This window comes from Nitrogeniibacter mangrovi, from assembly GCF_010983895.1.
GTDB lineage: Bacteria > Pseudomonadota > Gammaproteobacteria > Burkholderiales > Rhodocyclaceae > Nitrogeniibacter > Nitrogeniibacter mangrovi.
Genome location: NZ_CP048836.1, coordinates 2315141 through 2332358, shown reverse-complemented (window position 1 = coordinate 2332358; position 17218 = coordinate 2315141). Strand labels below are relative to the sequence as shown.

At 66.0% G+C, this 17218-nt stretch carries 15 protein-coding genes and 5 tRNA genes; 15 read left to right on the top strand and 5 right to left on the bottom strand.

From position 1 onward, the window contains the following. The first annotated feature begins 2 nt into the window (after window positions 1–2). The 8 genes from rimO (at window position 3) to G3580_RS10675 (ending at window position 4610) form a co-directional block, all read left to right on the top strand. Complete coding sequence (gene rimO, locus G3580_RS10710) at window positions 3–1328, top strand: 30S ribosomal protein S12 methylthiotransferase RimO (protein ID WP_173765374.1); 1326 nt, start codon at window positions 3–5, stop codon at window positions 1326–1328. A 93-nt stretch (window positions 1329–1421) separates the two neighbouring features. Beyond that, window positions 1422–2381 carry a patatin-like phospholipase RssA gene (rssA, locus tag G3580_RS10705; protein ID WP_173765372.1) on the top strand — a complete coding sequence of 320 codons (960 nt, stop codon included), beginning with the start codon at window positions 1422–1424 and terminating at the stop codon, window positions 2379–2381. Beyond that, a complete protein-coding gene (locus G3580_RS10700; protein WP_173765370.1) occupies window positions 2371–3795 on the top strand; it encodes an FAD-binding oxidoreductase in 1425 nt (474 codons plus the stop codon). Before rssA ends, G3580_RS10700 begins: the two co-directional genes overlap by 11 nt. Window positions 3796–3938: 143 nt before the next feature. After that, a tRNA-Glu gene (locus tag G3580_RS10695) sits at window positions 3939–4014 on the top strand. An 86-nt stretch (window positions 4015–4100) separates the two neighbouring features. Next, window positions 4101–4177 (top strand) — tRNA-Asp (locus G3580_RS10690). 116 nt (window positions 4178–4293) lie between these two features. Further along, window positions 4294–4369, top strand: a tRNA-Ala gene (locus G3580_RS10685). 6 nt (window positions 4370–4375) lie between these two features. Further along, window positions 4376–4451, top strand: a tRNA-Glu gene (locus G3580_RS10680). An 82-nt stretch (window positions 4452–4533) separates the two neighbouring features. Further along, window positions 4534–4610, top strand: a tRNA-Asp gene (locus tag G3580_RS10675). A 93-nt stretch (window positions 4611–4703) separates the two neighbouring features. Here the strand turns inward: G3580_RS10675 and lexA are convergent. Then, the gene (lexA, locus tag G3580_RS10670; RefSeq protein WP_173765368.1) at window positions 4704–5309 is read right to left on the bottom strand and encodes a transcriptional repressor LexA; all 606 of its coding nucleotides are present in this window, start codon (window positions 5307–5309) and stop codon (window positions 4704–4706) included. A gap of 325 nt (window positions 5310–5634) precedes the next feature. Between lexA and G3580_RS10665 the strand changes: the two genes are divergently transcribed. The 3 genes from G3580_RS10665 to G3580_RS10655 all read left to right on the top strand — a co-directional run bounded on the left by G3580_RS10665 (window position 5635) and on the right by G3580_RS10655 (window position 8722). Beyond that, a complete protein-coding gene (locus G3580_RS10665; RefSeq protein WP_173768768.1) occupies window positions 5635–6147 on the top strand; it encodes a peroxiredoxin in 513 nt (170 codons plus the stop codon). Continuing rightward, window positions 6113–6592 carry an FKBP-type peptidyl-prolyl cis-trans isomerase gene (locus G3580_RS10660; protein WP_173765366.1) on the top strand — a complete coding sequence of 160 codons (480 nt, stop codon included), beginning with the start codon at window positions 6113–6115 and terminating at the stop codon, window positions 6590–6592. The genes G3580_RS10665 and G3580_RS10660 overlap by 35 nt, the downstream gene beginning before the upstream one ends. A gap of 90 nt (window positions 6593–6682) precedes the next feature. After that, window positions 6683–8722 (top strand): ABC transporter ATP-binding protein, encoded by a 2040-nt coding sequence (locus G3580_RS10655; protein ID WP_228720634.1) that lies wholly within the window; start codon window positions 6683–6685, stop codon window positions 8720–8722. 8 nt (window positions 8723–8730) lie between these two features. Here G3580_RS10655 and G3580_RS10650 read toward each other — a convergent pair whose 3' ends face one another. Further along, window positions 8731–9960, bottom strand: coding sequence for a transglycosylase SLT domain-containing protein (locus tag G3580_RS10650; protein WP_173765362.1), 1230 nt, complete (start codon window positions 9958–9960; stop codon window positions 8731–8733). Between the two features lie 134 nt (window positions 9961–10094). Between G3580_RS10650 and G3580_RS10645 the strand changes: the two genes are divergently transcribed. After that, entirely contained in the window at window positions 10095–11066 is a 972-nt protein-coding gene (locus G3580_RS10645; protein ID WP_173765360.1) for a diguanylate cyclase domain-containing protein, read from the top strand. A 33-nt stretch (window positions 11067–11099) separates the two neighbouring features. Here G3580_RS10645 and gloB read toward each other — a convergent pair whose 3' ends face one another. After that, a complete protein-coding gene (gene gloB / locus G3580_RS10640) occupies window positions 11100–11855 on the bottom strand; it encodes a hydroxyacylglutathione hydrolase (protein WP_173765358.1) in 756 nt (251 codons plus the stop codon). 4 nt (window positions 11856–11859) lie between these two features. On the opposite strand from gloB, the gene G3580_RS10635 reads away from it, so the two are divergent. Genes G3580_RS10635 through dnaQ form a run of 3 tightly spaced genes read left to right on the top strand, consistent with a single transcriptional unit; the run spans window position 11860 to window position 13844 of the window. Beyond that, on the top strand, window positions 11860–12651 hold the full coding sequence (locus tag G3580_RS10635; protein ID WP_173765355.1) for a class I SAM-dependent methyltransferase: 792 nt from the start codon (window positions 11860–11862) through the stop codon (window positions 12649–12651). After that, window positions 12644–13096 carry a ribonuclease HI gene (gene rnhA / locus G3580_RS10630; RefSeq protein WP_173765354.1) on the top strand — a complete coding sequence of 151 codons (453 nt, stop codon included), beginning with the start codon at window positions 12644–12646 and terminating at the stop codon, window positions 13094–13096. The genes G3580_RS10635 and rnhA overlap by 8 nt, the downstream gene beginning before the upstream one ends. A 19-nt stretch (window positions 13097–13115) precedes the next feature. Next, window positions 13116–13844 carry a DNA polymerase III subunit epsilon gene (gene dnaQ, locus G3580_RS10625; protein ID WP_173765352.1) on the top strand — a complete coding sequence of 243 codons (729 nt, stop codon included), beginning with the start codon at window positions 13116–13118 and terminating at the stop codon, window positions 13842–13844. Between the two features lie 3 nt (window positions 13845–13847). Here the strand turns inward: dnaQ and G3580_RS10620 are convergent, their stop codons facing one another. Together G3580_RS10620 and mutS are read right to left on the bottom strand one after the other, a co-directional pair. Then, window positions 13848–14600: a fused MFS/spermidine synthase gene (locus G3580_RS10620; RefSeq protein ID WP_173765350.1), complete on the bottom strand. Its 753-nt coding sequence runs from the start codon at window positions 14598–14600 to the stop codon at window positions 13848–13850. Window positions 14601–14620: 20 nt separating this feature from the next. Next, entirely contained in the window at window positions 14621–17206 is a 2586-nt protein-coding gene (gene mutS / locus G3580_RS10615; protein ID WP_228720633.1) for a DNA mismatch repair protein MutS, read from the bottom strand. Between the last annotated feature and the right edge of the window lie 12 nt (window positions 17207–17218).

Here is a 17218-nt window from a genome sequence, read left to right as displayed (position 1 = left end):
ACATGAGTGGTGCGCGCACGCCGAAAGTGGGGTTCGTCTCGCTCGGGTGCCCCAAGGCGACAGTCGATTCCGAGCATATCCTGACACGCCTTCGTGCCGAAGGTTACGAGATCGCGCCCGAGTATGACGGCGCCGATCTGGTGGTCATCAATACCTGTGGTTTTGTCGATGACGCGGTGGCCGAATCCCTCGATGCCATCGGCGAAGCCATGGCGGAGAATGGCCGTGTGGTGGTGACCGGTTGTCTTGGCGCCAAGGCCGATGTCATTCGCAATGCGTTCCCCGATGTGCTCGCGGTGACCGGGCCGCACGCGACCGACGAGGTGATGGGGGCAATCCATACCCATGTGCCCAAGCCGCACGACCCCTTCGTCGATCTGGTGCCGCCCCAGGGCATTCGCCTGACCCCGCGGCACTACGCCTATCTCAAGATTTCCGAAGGCTGTAACCACCGGTGCACCTTCTGCATCATTCCCTCGATGCGCGGAGATCTGGTCAGCCGGCCTTTTGGTGACATCATGGCCGAGGCCGAGAAACTGGTGGACGCCGGTGTGCAGGAGTTGCTCGTGGTGTCGCAGGATACGAGTGCCTACGGCGTGGACGTGCGCTACCGGACCGGATTCTGGGGTGGGCGCCCCATGAAGACGCGCCTGCTCGAGCTGTCCCAGGCGCTTGGCGAACTGGGAGTGTGGGTGCGGATGCATTACGTCTATCCGTACCCGAGCGTGGATGACCTGATTCCGCTCATGGCCGAAGGCAAGATCCTCCCGTATCTCGATGTGCCATTCCAGCATGCCAGCCCGGCAATCCTCAAGGCAATGAAACGGCCGGCCAGCGCCGAGAACGTGCTCGAGCGAGTGCGCAAATGGCGCAGCATCTGTCCGGACCTGACCATCCGCTCGACGTTCATCACCGGCTTTCCGGGGGAGACCGAGGCTGACTTCGAAGCGCTGCTGCGCTTCCTCGAAGCGGCCGAGCTCGATCGTGTGGGGGCGTTTGCCTATTCCCCGGTGGAAGGGGCGGCGGCCAACGCTCTGGCCGATCCGGTGCCTGAGGAGGTTCGGGAAAATCGCCGCGCGCGTCTGATGGCCTTTCAGGAGGACATCAGCACCCAGCGCCTCGAACGCAAGATCGGGCGGGAGATCACGGTCCTGGTCGACGACATCGAGGAGGAGGGGGCGATCGCGCGTTCCGAAGGGGATGCCCCCGATATCGACGGATTGGTCGTGATTCCCGACGCACACCATCTCGAGCCTGGCGATTTCGTTCGTGTCCGGGTCACCGATTGCGACGTCCACGACCTTTACGCGGAGCTGGTGAGCGACTGATCGGGGCACTGCGCAGGAGGCGTGCCTGTGCGATCATGAAGCCGTCAGCACCACCGGTTCCCGGTGGTAATCGCCTTTTTCGCGGATGGCCCCATGCATGAAATCAGCCCGACCTCATCGACCGACTCACCCTTGCGTGTCGGGCTTGCCCTAGGCAGTGGTGCGGCCCGAGGGTGGGCCCATATCGGCGTGTTGCGTGCGCTGCGTGCCGAAGGGATCGAGCCGGACATCATCGCTGGCTGCTCGATCGGTGCCTTCATTGGTGCGGCGGTGGCGACCGGCAACTTCGACAAACTCGGCCAATGGGTCGAGAAGCTCACCTGGCAGTCGGTCGTCTCCTTCCTCGATGTGAGCTTCCGCGGTGGCCTGATCAAGGGCGACAAGATCATCCAGCATTTCGAGCGCGAATTCGTCGATATCGATTTCGCTGCGCTCAAAATGCCTTTCGCCTGTGTGGCCACCGAGTTGCAGACGGGTCGCGAAGTGTGGTTGCGCGAGGGCAGTGTGGCGCGGGCGGTGCGTGCTTCCATCGCCCTGCCTGGGCTGTTCGCGCCAGTGATCGAGCGCGGGCGTCTGCTGGTCGATGGCGGACTCGTCAATCCCGTGCCGGTGTCCCTCTGTCGGGCCATGGGGGCCGATATCGTCGTTGCCGTCGATCTCGGGTCCGATACGGTCGGTCGTGCCCGTCGCCGCTTGCGCCGGGAGATCAAGGACGTGGCCGAGGAAGAGGCCGAGAAGAGCTGGGCGGATCGTTTGCTCGAGCGCTTCGGTCTCGACAACGGCCATCGTCAGGCGCCCGAACAGATGCTGCCTTCGATGCTCGACGTGCTGGCCACGAGCATCAATATCATGCAGGTCCGTATCGCGCGAAGCCGCATGGCAGGAGATCCTGCCGATGTGAGTATTTACCCGCGGGTGGGGCAGGTCGGCCCCATGGACTATCATCGCGCAGCCGAGGCGATCGCAGAGGGCGAGGCCGCCGTCGAGCGTGTGATGCCCGCGATTCGCTACGCGCTCGGACGCGAAGTCGAGGAGGGCCATCATGACGCGTGACCTGGTCGCCGCGTTGCGGCAGAGTCTCGGCGCGCCCCATGTGCTCACCGAGGCGGTGGCCACCGAGTCGTTCTATGAAGACTGGCGCGGCCGTTATCGCGGCGAGGCGCTCGCAGTGGCGTTGCCCGCCAGCACCGACGAAGTCGCCCAGGTCGTGAGCTTGTGTGCAGGCCATGGTGTCAGCGTCGTGCCACAGGGCGGAAACACCGGCTTGTGTGGTGGGGCGACGCCCCGCGCCGAGGACGGTTCGGTCGTCGTGAACCTGCGTCGCCTCAATCGCGTGCGTCGGGTCGATGCGCTCGATCACACGCTGATTGCCGAGGCCGGCTGCACCTTGGCCCAGATCCAGGCCGCTGCCGAGGCGGTCGATTGCCTGTTTCCGCTTTCGCTGGCTTCGGAGGGTAGCTGCCAGATCGGTGGCAATGTCGGCACCAACGCCGGCGGGGTTCACGTATTGCGTTACGGGACGATGCGACAACTGGTCATGGGGCTCGAGGTCGTCCTACCCGACGGCCGGATCTGGAACGGCCTGCGCCGCCTGGTCAAGGACAATACCGGCTACGATCTGAAGCAGCTGTTCATCGGCGCGGAGGGAACGCTGGGTGTGGTGACCGCTGCCAGCTTGCGGCTGTTTCCCCGTCCGGCCAAACGAGCCGTGGCGTGGGTCCGTATCGCCGATGTGGGCGCCGCACTGCGGTTGCTCGATGCGCTGCGGCGGCGGTTCGGCGAACGGGTCAGCGCGTTCGAGCTCATCGGCGTCGAAGCCTTGGAGGTGGTGCTTCGACACATTCCCGGCGCGCGATGCCCGACCGCCGAGACGGGCGCCTGGGCGGTCTTGCTCGAAGTGGCTGATGTCGATCCGGATGCGCCGCTGACGGAGATGCTCGAGGCGGTGCTCATGGCGCAGATCGAAACCGGGTCGGTGGTCGATGTCGTCATTGCCAACAGCGGCGCCCAGGAACAGACCCTGTGGGCACTGCGGGAGAATATTTCCGAAGCGCAGCGGATCGAGGGCTTCAGTATCAAGCACGACATTTCCGTACCGGTCAGTGCGATCCCCGCGTTCGTCGAGGCGGCAGGGCAGGCGGTCCTCGCCGCTGCGCCGGGCGCACGGATCGTAGTCTTCGGTCATGTCGGTGACGGCAACCTGCACTACAACCTGTCGAGTCGTGACGCGGCCGGAAATCGCGAGCTGCTCGAGCGGACGCGGGAGTTGAACCGGATCGTTCACGACGTGGTCGATCGTTTCGAGGGATCGATCTCGGCGGAACATGGCCTTGGGCAGCTCAAACGTGACGAGATCACGCGCTACAAGGGAGCGATCGAGCTGGAAATGATGGGCAGGATCAAGCACGCCGTCGACCCGCGGGGCTTGATGAATCCGGGCAAGGTCCTGCCTGACTTCGACGTGTGACAGCTGCGTTGCACAAAAGGCTTTACAGGGTGATTCCGCCCACCTATAATGCGCGCTCTTTCGGGGTATAGCTCAGCTGGGAGAGCGCTTGCATGGCATGCAAGAGGTCAGCGGTTCGATCCCGCTTACCTCCACCAAGAAAGGTCCCTATCGTCTAGAGGCCTAGGACACCGCCCTTTCACGGCGGCAACCGGGGTTCGAATCCCCGTAGGGACGCCAGGTTGTACGAATGGCTGCCGAGCAACATCGGCGGCCATTTATTTGGTCAGCCCAATGGCTGGCCGAACGCACCGCAAGGTGGGTGTGGAGTGGTAGTTCAGTTGGTTAGAATACCGGCCTGTCACGCCGGGGGTCGCGGGTTCGAGTCCCGTCCACTCCGCCAACAGATTGAACGCCGTACCGGATGTCAGAATGAGATCCGGTGGCCGTTGGGGCAGAAAAAATCTGCACAACAAGGCTTGAGCGGCACGTGTTGTTTGCTATAATGCGCGCTCTTTCGGGGGTATAGCTCAGCTGGGAGAGCGCTTGCATGGCATGCAAGAGGTCAGCGGTTCGATCCCGCTTACCTCCACCAAGAAAGGTCCCTATCGTCTAGAGGCCTAGGACACCGCCCTTTCACGGCGGCAACCGGGGTTCGAATCCCCGTAGGGACGCCAGATTGCTTGACAGCTGGCGAATGTGACCGACAGCTGTCGGTGTGGTCGGAGAAGATGCCCGGCCATTAGCACCGAAAGGTGTGGAGTGGTAGTTCAGTTGGTTAGAATACCGGCCTGTCACGCCGGGGGTCGCGGGTTCGAGTCCCGTCCACTCCGCCACAAAACAGAAACGGGAGCTCATCGAGCTCCCGTTTTTTGTTTTATGTCCGTTCTGGACCGCCCGCATCAAGCGTCCGGCGGCGGGCCGTGTCCTCAGCCGATGCCGTCGGTCCGAATCAGACCCACGGCGAGTCCCTCGATCTGAAAGTCGCCCACGCCCGCCTCGACGCGGATCGGTTCGAAATCCGGGTTTTCGGCGATGAGCTCGATGACGCTGCCATGGCGCTGGTAGCGCTTGACGGTGACGTCGTCGTCGATGCGCGCCACCACGATCTGCCCGTTGCGCGCTTCGCTGGTGCGATGCACGGCAAGCAGGTCGCCATCGAGAATGCCCGCGTCACGCATGCTGAGCCCCCGCACCCGGAGCAGGTAGTCGGCCCGTGGAGAGAACAGTTCGGGGTTGATCGGGTGATGCCGTTCGACATGCTCTTGCGCGAGCAGGGGGCTGCCGGCGGCGACCCGTCCGATGAGCGGCAAACCGGCCGCTTCGGTGAGGCGAATGCCCCGCGCCCGGCCATTGTCCACCGTGATGACGCCTTTGGCAGCCAGGGCCCGCAGGTGGGTTTCGGCGGCATTGGGTGACTTGAATCCGAAGGCGGTGCAGATTTCTGCCCGCGTCGGTGGGCGACCTTCTTCCTGTTGCGTCAGCCGAATGAAATCGAGAATCTCTTGCTGGCGGGTGGTCAGTCTTTCGCTCATGCGTTCGCTCCACATTGTTATCTGTATTTTTGTACATATTCATCCGGGATGCAAGCGTGGCGGCAAGGGGGGCGGACGCCATATGCATGTCTGGCAGGCATGGCGCCAGAGGCCCGGGCGATGTGGGGCGCGAACGATTTCTCATCTTTTTCGTCACATCGCTTGTGGTCCGCGGCGGGGTAGTCTATTCGTTCAATAACGTTGCTCAGGCGGGCGTTTGAGGTCGCTCGCTGAAGGGGAAAAAATGTTGTTGCCGAAAGAGTCCGCTGGAAGTACAGTTCGCGCCGCGACCCAACTCGTTCCATTTGCTCTTGAGGGTGAGCCCATGCTGCGCAGCGGCGATTCCGCTCCTTTGTTTTCGTTGCCGGACGGTGACATGGAAACCTTCGACATGGCTGCCGTGCGCGGCAATCGTCACGTCGTCCTGTTCTTCTATCCCCGTGACAATGCGCCCACCTGCACGCGCCAGGCCGCCGATTTCAGCGATCACGAAGACGCTTTCAATCGCCTCGATTGCATCGTGATGGGCGTCAGCCCGGACGATTGCATGACCCACGCGGATTTCCAGGCCGAACACGGACTGTCCGTCCGGCTGCTCTCGGATACCGAGGCCGAAGTGTGCAATCTTTACGGGGTGTGGCGTGAAAAGGAGGTCGATGGCGTCAAGCGCAAGGGTGTGCTACGTTCGACCTTCATCATCGACAAGGACGGCATCATCCGGCATGCGATCTACGACGTGACCCCGAAGGGGCACGTGGCCGAGGTGCTCGCGCTTGTCAGGGAAATGGAACCGGAAAAAGCCAATGGAAATCGCAAAAAACACCGTCGTAACGCTTGAGTACACCGTTCGTGATCCGGACGGGAACATGGTCGACGACGGCCAGCATCCGCTGACCTATCTGCACGGCGGATACGACGGGATCTTCGAACAGATCGAGACCGCGCTGCATGGCAAGGCAAAGGGCGAGCAACTGACCCTCAAGCTGCAGCCCGAAGACGCGTTCGGCGAGTACGATGAATCCATGGTGCTGATCGAGGATCGCACCCTGTTTCCGGAGAACATCGAGGTCGGCATGAGCTTCGAGCGCGTGACCGAAGACGGCGAAGACGAGGTGCTGTACCGCATAACCGACATCGCCGAAGGCAAGGTCGTGGTCGATGGCAATCATCCGCTGGCGGGTGTCGCCCTGGTGTTCGACCTGACCATCTCCGACGTGCGCGCCGCGACCGACGAAGAGGTGGCGCACGGCCATGTCCACGGGGCTGGCGGGCACCACCACTGACTGCGCCCTTGCAAGGACAGTTCAGCGGGCCGCGGTTGCGGCCCGTTTTGTTTTAAGCTTGCGATCGTCCTCAGCCGATGCCGGATGTCCATGCCCGATAACGCGAAGTCCCTGGTGGTCGAAGAACTGGTCGTAGAGATCGCCGGGGAGCGGCCGGTGCGGCCGGTCGACTCGCTGAGTTTCGAGGTCGCCGCGGGACAGACCATGGCCCTGCTGGGTGAGTCGGGCTGCGGCAAGTCGATGACGGCGCTGGCGATGATGCGTCTGTTGCCCACGGCCGGGCGCATCTGCGCCGGGCGGGTTCGCCTCGGGGAGCTGGACGTGCTGGCTCAGTCCGAGGCGCAGATGCGGGCGGTGCGGGGGGGGCGTCTGGGCATGATCTTCCAGGAGCCCTCCACCAGTCTGAACCCGGTCATGACGGTCTTCGCGCAGATCGGCGAAGTGCTGTCGCGTCATCGTGCGCTTTCCGGCGAGGCGGCGCGCAAGGAGGCCGCACGCTTGCTGGCGGCGGTGGGCATTCCCGACCCGCAAGCGAGGCTGGACGATTATCCGTTCCAGTTCTCCGGCGGCATGAAACAACGGGTGATGATCGCCATGGCGCTCGCCGGTGAACCCGACATGCTGATTGCGGACGAGCCGACCACGGCCCTCGACGTGACCCTGCAGGCCCAAGTCCTCGATCTGCTCCTGCGACTGCAGCGCGAGCGTGGCATGGGTATCATGCTGATCACCCATGATCTGGGGGTCGTGGCCCGCATGGCGCATCAGGTCGGCGTGATGTACGCCGGCCAGCTGGTCGAGACCGGGCCGCGCGACGCGTTTTTTGCCACGCCCCTGCATCCCTATTCCCGCAAGCTGTTTGCAGCGGTACCCAGCGCGGATCGGCGCGGTGGCGCACTTGAGACCCTGCCCGGCATCGTGCCGCCGCTCGATCGGGCGTTCGCCGGCTGCCGCTTTGCTGAACGGTGTCCCGTGGTGATGTCGCATTGCGCGTCCGTCGAGCCGCAATGGCATGTGCGTGACGGACAGCGGGTGCGCTGCCACCTGTACGCCGATGGCGGTGCGGTGTGCGAGGACACGCCTTCGGTTTCGGCCGCAGCCTCGACGTCTTCGCGTGAATGCGATGAGGCGCCGGCCGGTGGTCGGCTGGAGGTCGACGGGCTCCGGGTGCACTTCCCGGTGCGCAAAGGGGTGTTCAAGCGCGTGGTCGGCCAGGTCAAGGCCGTGGACGGCGTGTCGCTCAAGCTGCAACCCGGAAAGACACTAGCGCTGGTCGGAGAGTCCGGCTGCGGCAAGACGACCGCGGGCAAGGCGATCCTGCAGTTGATCGAGCCCACTGCGGGGAAGGTACAGCTGGACGGCGCAACACAGAATGGGCGTCGGGGGCGTGCGTTGCGCGCCTTGCGGCGCCAGGTGCAGATGGTGTTCCAGGATCCGTTCGCGTCGCTCAACCCGCGCATGCGCGTCGGCGACATTATTGCCGAGGGCATGAAGGCGCTCGGCGTGAGCGGGGAGGCGGGGGCGCGACACGCCCAGATCGACCGCCTGCTGGAGCGCGTGGGGCTATCGCCCGCCATGCGCGAGCGCTTCCCCCATGAGTTTTCCGGCGGACAACGGCAACGGATCGCGCTGGCCCGTGCATTGGCGGTCTCGCCGCGGGTGATCATCTGCGACGAGCCCACGAGCGCGCTCGATGTGTCGGTGCAGGCGCAGATTCTCAACCTCATGCGTGACCTGCAACGCGCCGAAGGGATCGCCTATCTGTTCATCACCCACAACATCGCGGTGGTCGACTTTCTCGCGCACGAGGTTGCAGTGATGTACTTGGGGCGCATCGTCGAGTACGGCAGCACCGAGAGCGTCCTGCGCCAGCCTCGCCATCCCTACACGCGGATGTTGCTCGATGCGGTGCTGACCACCGAGGCCGACGGGCCTGACACCGTCGGGGACGTGCCCGATGCGCCGGGCGAGCTACCATCGCCCCTCAATCCGCCTGACGGCTGTCACTTTCATCCGCGCTGTGCGCTCGCCGATGCGCGCTGTCGCTCCGGTTACCCGGGGCCAACCTTTCTGGGCGCTGGCGGCTACGTGCATTGCTTCCGGGTGTCGGAGGCAGAAACGGGTGCCTGAGGCGGGCGTCAGCGTCGCTTGCGGCGTCCGTGCCGGCGGATCTCCGCTTCGCTGGGCAGATCCGGGAGCAGGTCGGTCAGCGGCAGCACCTCGCTGATGTCGGTGCCGGCCCCTGCGGGTACCAGCAGCGCCATGCCCGGTTTGGCCTGACGGGTCGAGCGCAGACCGTTGATCTGCATCAGTTGGGTGAGCGTCAATCCGAAGCGGCGCGCCACCTTGGCGAGGGAGTCCTTGCGGCGTAGCTGGTAGGTCTTCCAGCGCGGTTTGGCCTCGTCGAGATGGGCGCGGAACGCGCTCACCTTGTCGGCCGGGAGCAGCAGTTGATGCTTGCCGTCAGGGATGACGGGCTTGCGATAGGCCGGATTGAGGGCGACGAGCTCGTCGAGGGGTGTATCCGACATCTTGGCTACCAGCGCGAGGTCGATCCCGGGTGGGGTCTCCACCTCGTCGAAGTAGACCCGGTTGGGGACGTGGGGCAGCTCGATGCCGAACAGTTCCGGGCGGGCGATGATGTTCTTCAAGGCCTGCAGTTTCGGAATGTACTCGCGGGTTTCCTTGCGCAGCGGCAGATGCACATAGTCGGTGGGCAGGCCCTTGGCTTCGTTGCGCTGGCGGGCGCGCAGCACCGTGCCTTCGCCGGCGTTGTAGGAGGCCAGCGCCAGTTGCCAGTCGCCCTGCATGTCGTAGATGCGCTCCAGGTAGTCGAGCGCGGCGTCGGTGGACGCGATGACGTCGCGCCGCTCGTCGATCCAGGCGTTCTGGCGCAGGTTGAAATAGCGGCCAGTGGAAGGGACGAACTGCCACAGACCGGCGGCGCGGGAGCGTGAATAGGCCATCGGGTCGAAGCCGCTTTCGACCATGGGCAGCAGCGCGATCTCGGTCGGCAGGCCGCGCTCTTCGAGCTCGTCGACGATGTGATAGAGGTAGCGGTAGCTGCGCTCGAACAGGCGCTGCAGCGCGGCCGGATGGCTCAGGTAGGTGATCTGGCGTTCGGTGACCTCGTCGGTGACCAGGTCGGGCATGCCGAAGCCGCGGCGGATGCGATCCCACAGGTCGGCGGCCCGGTGGGTGAGGTCGATGGTGATGATCGGTTCCTCGTCCTCCTGCACAGGCATGGCGCGCGGGGCCGAGGTGCTCATGCCCAGACCGGCGGATGCGCCATCCGCCATGACGCCCGTCGCCATGCCCAGGAGCAGCGCGATGCTGGTGAGAAATCGGTCGAAAGTCGTTATCGCCATCTGGCCGGGGATTCTAGGAGTGTGCCGAAGGCCCGTCAAACGGGCGGTTTGTGGCGAAAAGGCAGCACTATTCGAAGCACCATCTATGCCGAACGGTGCAATAATGCCTCTATCGCGCCTGCCGAGGCAGATTCATGAAAGTCCTTCTTGTCGAAGACACGATGACCAGCGCCACCGTGGTGATGCACCAGCTCGAGAAGCTCGGGCTGGAGACGCGCCACGCGACCAACGGGGAGGCGGGCCTGGCGCAGTTCAAGGCCTGGAAGCCGGATCTCATCCTGCTCGATGTCATCATGCCCGGTCTGGACGGTTTCGAAGTGGCCCGGCGCATTCGCCAGCTCGAGAAGGACGGTGAGTGGACGCCGATCATCTTCCTGAGCGCCAAGACCAGCGACAAGGATCTCGAACACGGCATCGAAGTGGGGGGCGACGATTACCTGTTCAAACCGGTCTCCGAGGTGGTCCTGGCCGCCAAGGTGCGGGCCATGCAGCGGCTGGCGCAGATGCGCTACTCGCTGGTGGTGCTGACCCGGCGGCTGGACGAGGCCAATCGCGAACTGACCCGCCTGACCTCGGTCGATGGTCTGACCGGCATCGCCAACCGGCGCTGCTTCGACGAGACCATCCAGCGTGAATGGCAGCGCGCGCGTCGCAACCGGCTCCCCTTGTCGGTCATGATGGTCGACGTGGACTTCTTCAAGCAATACAACGACGGTTACGGCCATCAAGCAGGCGACGAGTGCCTGATCACGGTGGCCAAGGCGCTCGAGGCGCAGCTGAAGCGGCCGGGGGATCTGGTGGCCCGTTTCGGTGGCGAGGAATTCGTCGTCGTGTTGCCCGAAACCAATGCCGTCGGGGCGCGTCGGGTGGCCGACGCCACGCGCCGGGGCATCGAGGCCTTGCGTCTGCCACACGCCTATTCGAAGGCGGGCGATACGCTGACCATCAGCATCGGGGTCGCCACGGCCTATCCGTCGCCGGACGAGACCGATCTGGCCGTGGGCTGGCTGCTCGACTGCGCCGACCAGGCGCTCTACGCGGCCAAGAACGGGGGCCGCAACCGCGTCGCGGTGGGCGAACTGAAGGCGGCCGGTCAGCCGGCCTGATTCGCCGGCGCCGCGTCCGCTCGCGATCCGCCCTCAGAAGTTGTTCTTCCACTCGCGCAGCGCCGCGAACGCATGGGTCGGGTCCTTCGGCACATGGCCGACGAATCCGCTCAGGCCCTCCAGCACGCTCGCGTGTTCCACCCGCAGGAACGGGTTGATGGCGCGCTCGCGCTCGATGGTCGTCGGCAGCGTCGGCTGCTTGCGCTCGCGCCGCTGGCGGCATTCGGCGAGCCAGGCGTCGCGTGCCGGATTGTCCGGCTCCGCCGCCTCGGCGAAGGCCAGATTGGCGAGCGTGTATTCATGGGTGCAGTACACGCGCGTGTGCGGGGGCAGGGCGGCGAGCTTGGCCAGGGAGGCGCGCATCTGTGCCGGTGAGCCCTCGAACAGGCGCCCGCAGCCGGCGCTGAACAGCGTATCGCCACAGAACACCAGGTCCGGCCCCACATAGGCGATGTGGCCGAGGGTGTGGCCCGGCAGGTCGAGGACGCCGAACTCGACCCCCAGCTCGGGGATCGCGACCGTATCGCCTTCGCGCACCGGATGGGTGACGCCGGCGATGGCTTCGGCGGCCGGACCGTATACCGGGCACTGTCCGGCAAAGGCCGGCAGGCCGCCGACATGGTCGCCGTGATGATGGGTGATCAAAATCGCGACCAGCGCGAGATCGTGTTGCGCGATAAAATCCTGCACGGGGCGGGCATCGCCCGGATCGACGGCCAGCGCATGGCGCCCGTCGTGCATCAACCAGATATAGTTGTCGTTGAACGCAGGGATCGGAACAATCTGCATCGTCATGTCTCCAGTCAAGAGGTCGCTCTCCACCGCCGAACAGATCCGCGATCTGGACCGCTGGCTGGCTTCGCCGGCCGGCGAATACGTCATGGCGTGGGAGGCCGAATGCTTTGACCACATGGTATCCGATCTGTTTGGTTACCACGCGGTGCAGGTCGGCATGACCCAGTTCGACTTCCTGCGCAACAACCGGATTCCCGCGCGCCATGTGTGCGCGGCCCCCGGCCAGGGTTCGCCCGGGGAGGGGCAGGTCCAGGCGGCGCCTGAGGCGCTGCCGTTCGAGACCGGCAGCGTCGATCTGATCCTGCTGCCGCACGTGCTCGAGTTCTCGGCCCATCCGCACCAGGTGCTGCGCGAGGTCGAGCGCATCCTCGTGCCCGAGGGGCAGGTCATCATCGCCGGGTTCAATCCGGTCAGCTGGTGGGGTCTGCGGCGCCTGCTCAAGCGGCAGCGTACCCATTTCCCCTGGCGCGGGCAGTACCTGTCGGTGCGTCGCATCAAGGACTGGTTGCAGCTGCTCAGCTTCGAGGCGCGGGCCGGGCGCTTCGGCATCTATGCGCCGCCTCTGTCGCAGGCGCGCTGGATCGAACGGTTCCGCTTCATGGACCGGGCCGGTGATCGCTGGTGGCCGGTGTGTGGCGGGGTGTACATGGTTCAGGCGATCAAGCGCGTGCACGGCATGCGCCTGATCCAGCCGAACTGGCGCAAGAAGAAGGCACGGGTCAAGGCGCTCGCGCCGGTGGCGCAACGCGGCCAGCGCGTGGCCAACGGATACAGGAAGGTGGATGACTGAAGTCGTGGAGATTTATACGGACGGCGCCTGCAGCGGCAATCCGGGGCCGGGTGGCTGGGGTGCGATCCTGCGCTCGGGGGGCCATGAGAAGACGTTGTGGGGGGGCGAGCCCGCGACCACCAACAACCGCATGGAGCTGCTCGCGGTCATCCGTGCGCTGGAGACGCTCAAGCGTCCGGTCAAGGCGCGGGTGCACACCGACAGCCAGTACGTGCAGAAGGGCATCTCCGAGTGGATCCACGGCTGGAAGGCGCGTGGGTGGAAGACCGCGGGCCGCCAGCCGGTGAAGAACGCCGATCTGTGGCGCGCGCTGGATGCGGTGCAGGCCGCGCACGAGGTCGAGTGGGTGTGGGTCAAGGGCCATGCCGGTCATGTGGACAACGAACGCGCCGATGCGCTGGCCCGGCAGGGGGTCGATTCGGTGCGCAAGCAGGCTCGCGCCTGAGAACGGACGGAAACACGCAATGCGACAGATCGTACTGGATACCGAAACCACCGGCCTGGAATGGCGCAACGGCGATCGTGTGATCGAGATCGGCTGCGTCGAGCTCGTCGATCGCAAGCTCACCGGCCGCCACTATCACGTGTTCGTCAATCCGGATCGGGAGATCGACGCCGGCGCCATCGAGGTGCACGGCATCACCAATGAATTTCTCGCCGACAAGCCGCGCTTCAAGGACGTGGTGGAGGAATTCGAGGCCTTCGTGCGCGGCGGCGAGCTGGTGATCCACAACGCCGCCTTCGACGTGGGCTTCCTCGACAACGAACTGGCGTTGCTCGAGCGAGCGCGGCTCGACACCTTCTGTGCCGGCGTGATCGACACCCTCAAGATGGCCAAGGAGCTCAACCCGGGCAAGAAGGCCACCCTCGACGCGCTGTGCGATCGTTTCGAGATCGACAACGCGCACCGCACCCTGCACGGCGCCTTGCTCGATGCGGAGCTGCTTGCGGAGGTGTACCTGGCCATGACCCGTGGTCAGGAGAGCCTGATCATCGGCCTCGACGAGGACGACGGCCCGAGTCAGGACGTGATCGGCGGCGCCGACCTGAAGGACCGCCCGCCCTTGCGCGTGGTGCGCGCCAGCGATGCGGAAATGGCCGCACACGAGGCGGTACTGGGCGACATCGCCAAGGCGAGCAAGGGCGCCTGCCTGTGGCTGCCGCCCGAGCCGGCGGACGTCGAGTCCGCCTGAGCCTCAGAGCACGAGCCGCCCGCGTCGGGCCTCGCCGGCATCGAGCAGGCGGGCGATGACGGCGCGCAGATCCAGACCGAGATCGGCGCGAAGCGCCTCGGCGCGCTCTCGCAGGCCGGCTTCATCGGTGTCGACCGTGTCGCCGGCGAAGCCGAGGGCGACGTAATTGCCCGCGTCGGTGGAGGCGAACGCCACGGCGCGATTCTCGAAGGCCTCGTTGAGCGCCGCGATGGTGGTGTCGTAGCGCCGCGCCCGGTTGAACATGTTGATCGACAGCACGCCCTGCGCACTCAGGTGCGCGCGCAGCTGCGCGTAGAAGCCGGCGCTGTTGAGCGGCCCGGGGCGCACATCGTGATCGTAGGCGTCGAGCAGGATCAGATCCCAGCGCTCGTCGGTGCGGGCGATGAACTCGAGCCCGTCCTCGACCTGAATGTCCAGGCGTGCGTCGCTGCGTGGCACCTCGAAGCAGCTCATGGCGATGGCCACGACGCGCGGCTCGATCTCGACCACGGTGTGATGACTGTCGGGCAGCTTGCGGTGGATGAACTTCGCCAGAGAGCCGGCGCCCAGCCCGATGGACAGGATGCGCCGCGGCCAGGGCGGTTCGTGGAAGAGCAGGGCGCTCAGCATCTCCCGGGTGTAGGCCAGTTCCAGGGCGAAGGGCGTGCGGATGCGCATGGCCCCCTGGACCCAGTCGGTGCCGAAGTGCAGATAGCGCACGCCGCCTTCTTCGCGGATGTCGATCGGGTTGTCCATGTGCGTGGTCCTGCCGGGCCTCAGGGTTTGGTGGCGAGGCGCTTGAGGGCGTAGAGCTGCTCGAGCGCTTCGCGCGGGCTTAGTTCGTCGGGGTCGAGTTCCGTCAACGCGGCCACCGCCGGATGGCTGGGCGCATCGGGTTCGTCGGCCGGCAGGGCGGCGAACAGGTCGGGCTGGCTGTCGCTGCCCACCTCCCGGTTCTCCAGGGCGCGCAGGCGACGACGGGCGTCGCGCACCACCGCGGCGGGAATGCCCGCCAGCGCCGCCACTTCGATCCCGTAGCTCTGGCTCGCCGGCCCTTCTTCGAGCGCATGCAGGAAGACGATGCGGTGGCCGTGTTCGACCGCGTCCAGATGCACGTTGGCGCATTCCGGATAGTCCACGTTGAGGCGCGTCAGCTCGAAGTAGTGGGTGGCGAACAGGGTGAGGCTGCGGGTCTTCTCGAGCAGGTGGCGGGCGATGGCGAAGGCCAGCGCGAGCCCGTCGAAGGTGGAGGTGCCACGGCCGATCTCGTCCATCAGCACCAGGCTGTTCTCGGTGGCGCCATTGAGAATCGCGGCCGCCTCGGTCATCTCCACCATGAAGGTGGAGCGGCCGGAGGCCAGATCGTCGGAGGCGCCGATGCGGGTGAAGATGGCGTCGATGGGGCCCAGCGTGGCTGCCGTCGCCGGCACGAAGCTGCCGATGTGGGCCATCAGGGTGATGAGGGCCACCTGGCGCATGAAGGTGGATTTACCGCCCATGTTGGGGCCGGTGATCATGAGCATGCGCCGGGTCGGCGCGAGCCGGCAGCCATTGGCGATGAACTCGTCCACCTGGCGCTCGACCACCGGATGGCGGCCGCCCTCGACGTGGATGCCGGGCTGGTCGGTGAAGCGGGGGCAGCGGTAGTCGTGGCGCGCGGCCACCTCGCTGAAGGCGACCAGGGCGTCCAGCGTGGCCAGGGCGCGGGCAATGCGCTGCAGCGCGGGAATCTCGCCGCCGAGCACGTCGAGGATGTGGTCGTAGAGCACCTTCTCGCGCGCGAGGGCGCGCTCCTGTGCGCTCAGGGCCTTGTCCTCGAAGGCCTTCAGCTCGGGGGTGACGTAGCGCTCCGCGTTCTTGAGCGTCTGCCGGCGCCGGTAGTCGTCCGGCACCTTGTCCGCGTGCACCCGCCCGACCTCGATGTAGAAGCCATGCACCCGGTTGTATTCGACCTTGAGGGTGGGGATGCCGCTGCGCTCGCGCTCGCGCGCTTCGAGCGCCATGAGGAACTCGCCGCAGTTGGTCTGGATGCCGCGCAGCTCGTCGAGCTCGGTGTCGAAGCCGTCGGCGATGACGCCGCCGTCGCGCAGCACGGTGGACGGCTCGGGCGCGATGGCGCGGCTCAGCAGAGCCATGCTCTCGGCCGGTGGGCTCAGCGCCTCGCGCAGCTCGGTGAGCAGCGGAGCTTCGGTGGGGCCGAGTGTCTCCACCACGGTGGGCAAGGCGTTGAGGGTGTCGCGCAGTGACGAGAGATCGCGCGGCCGCGCCGAGCGCAGGGCGATGCGGGCGGTGATCCGCTCCACGTCGGCAATGCCGCGCAAGCCGGCGCGCACCGCGCTGCCGGGGCCATTGCCCGCGTCGCCGAGCAGTTCGGCCACGGCGGCATGGCGGGCCACGACGGCCTGCCGGTCGCGCAGCGGATGGTGGATGGCATGGCGCAGCCAGCGCGAGCCCATGCTGGTGACGCAGGCATCCAGGCTGGAGAGCAGGGTCGGTGCCGCTTCGCCGCGCAGGGTTTCGGTCAGTTCGAGATTGCGCCGGGTGGCGGCGTCGATGCGGATGAACTCGGATTCGGTCTCGACGCGCAGTCCGGTGACATGGCCGAGGCTCTGCTGCTGGGTGCTGCTGGCGTAGCCGTACAGGGCGTCGGCGGCGGCCAGGGCCACGGACAGCGTTTCGGCACCGTAGCCGGACAAATCACGGGTGCCCAGGTGCTGGGTGAGCTGGCGGCGGCCGTTGTCGGCGTCGAACTGCCAGTCGGGCAGGCGCTTGAGCGCCGGGGCCAGCTTGTGTACCAGCGGCAGGTTGAGCGCGTCGGAGACCAGCACCTCGGCGGGGCGCAGACGTTCGAACTGGGCCTGCAGCTGCTCGGGGACGCATTCGAGCAGGCGCAGGTCGCCATTGGCCAGGTTCAGCCAGGCGAGGCCGAGTGCGCCGCGATTCAGGTGCAGGGCCAGCAGCAGGGCGTCGCGGCGGTCGTCGAGCAGGGCCGCGTCGGTGAGCGTACCCGGGGTGACGATGCGCGAGACGGCGCGTTCCATCGGCCCCTTGGTGGTGCCGGGGTCGCCCACCTGTTCGGCGATGACCACCGATTCGCCCAGCTTGACCAGGCGCGCCAGGTACTGCTCCACCGCGTGATGCGGCACGCCGGCCATCTTGATCGGTTCGCCGGCGGACTTGCCGCGCGTGGTCAGGGTGATGTCGAGCAGTCGCGCGGCCTTCTCGGCGTCCTCGAAGAACAGCTCGTAGAAATCCCCCATGCGGTAGAACAGCAGCAGGTCCGGGTACTCGTGCTTCAGGGCCAGGTATTGCTGCATCATGGGCGTGTGCCCATCCGGCGAGCGGCGCGGGGTCTGCGTCATGGGGGCGCGACG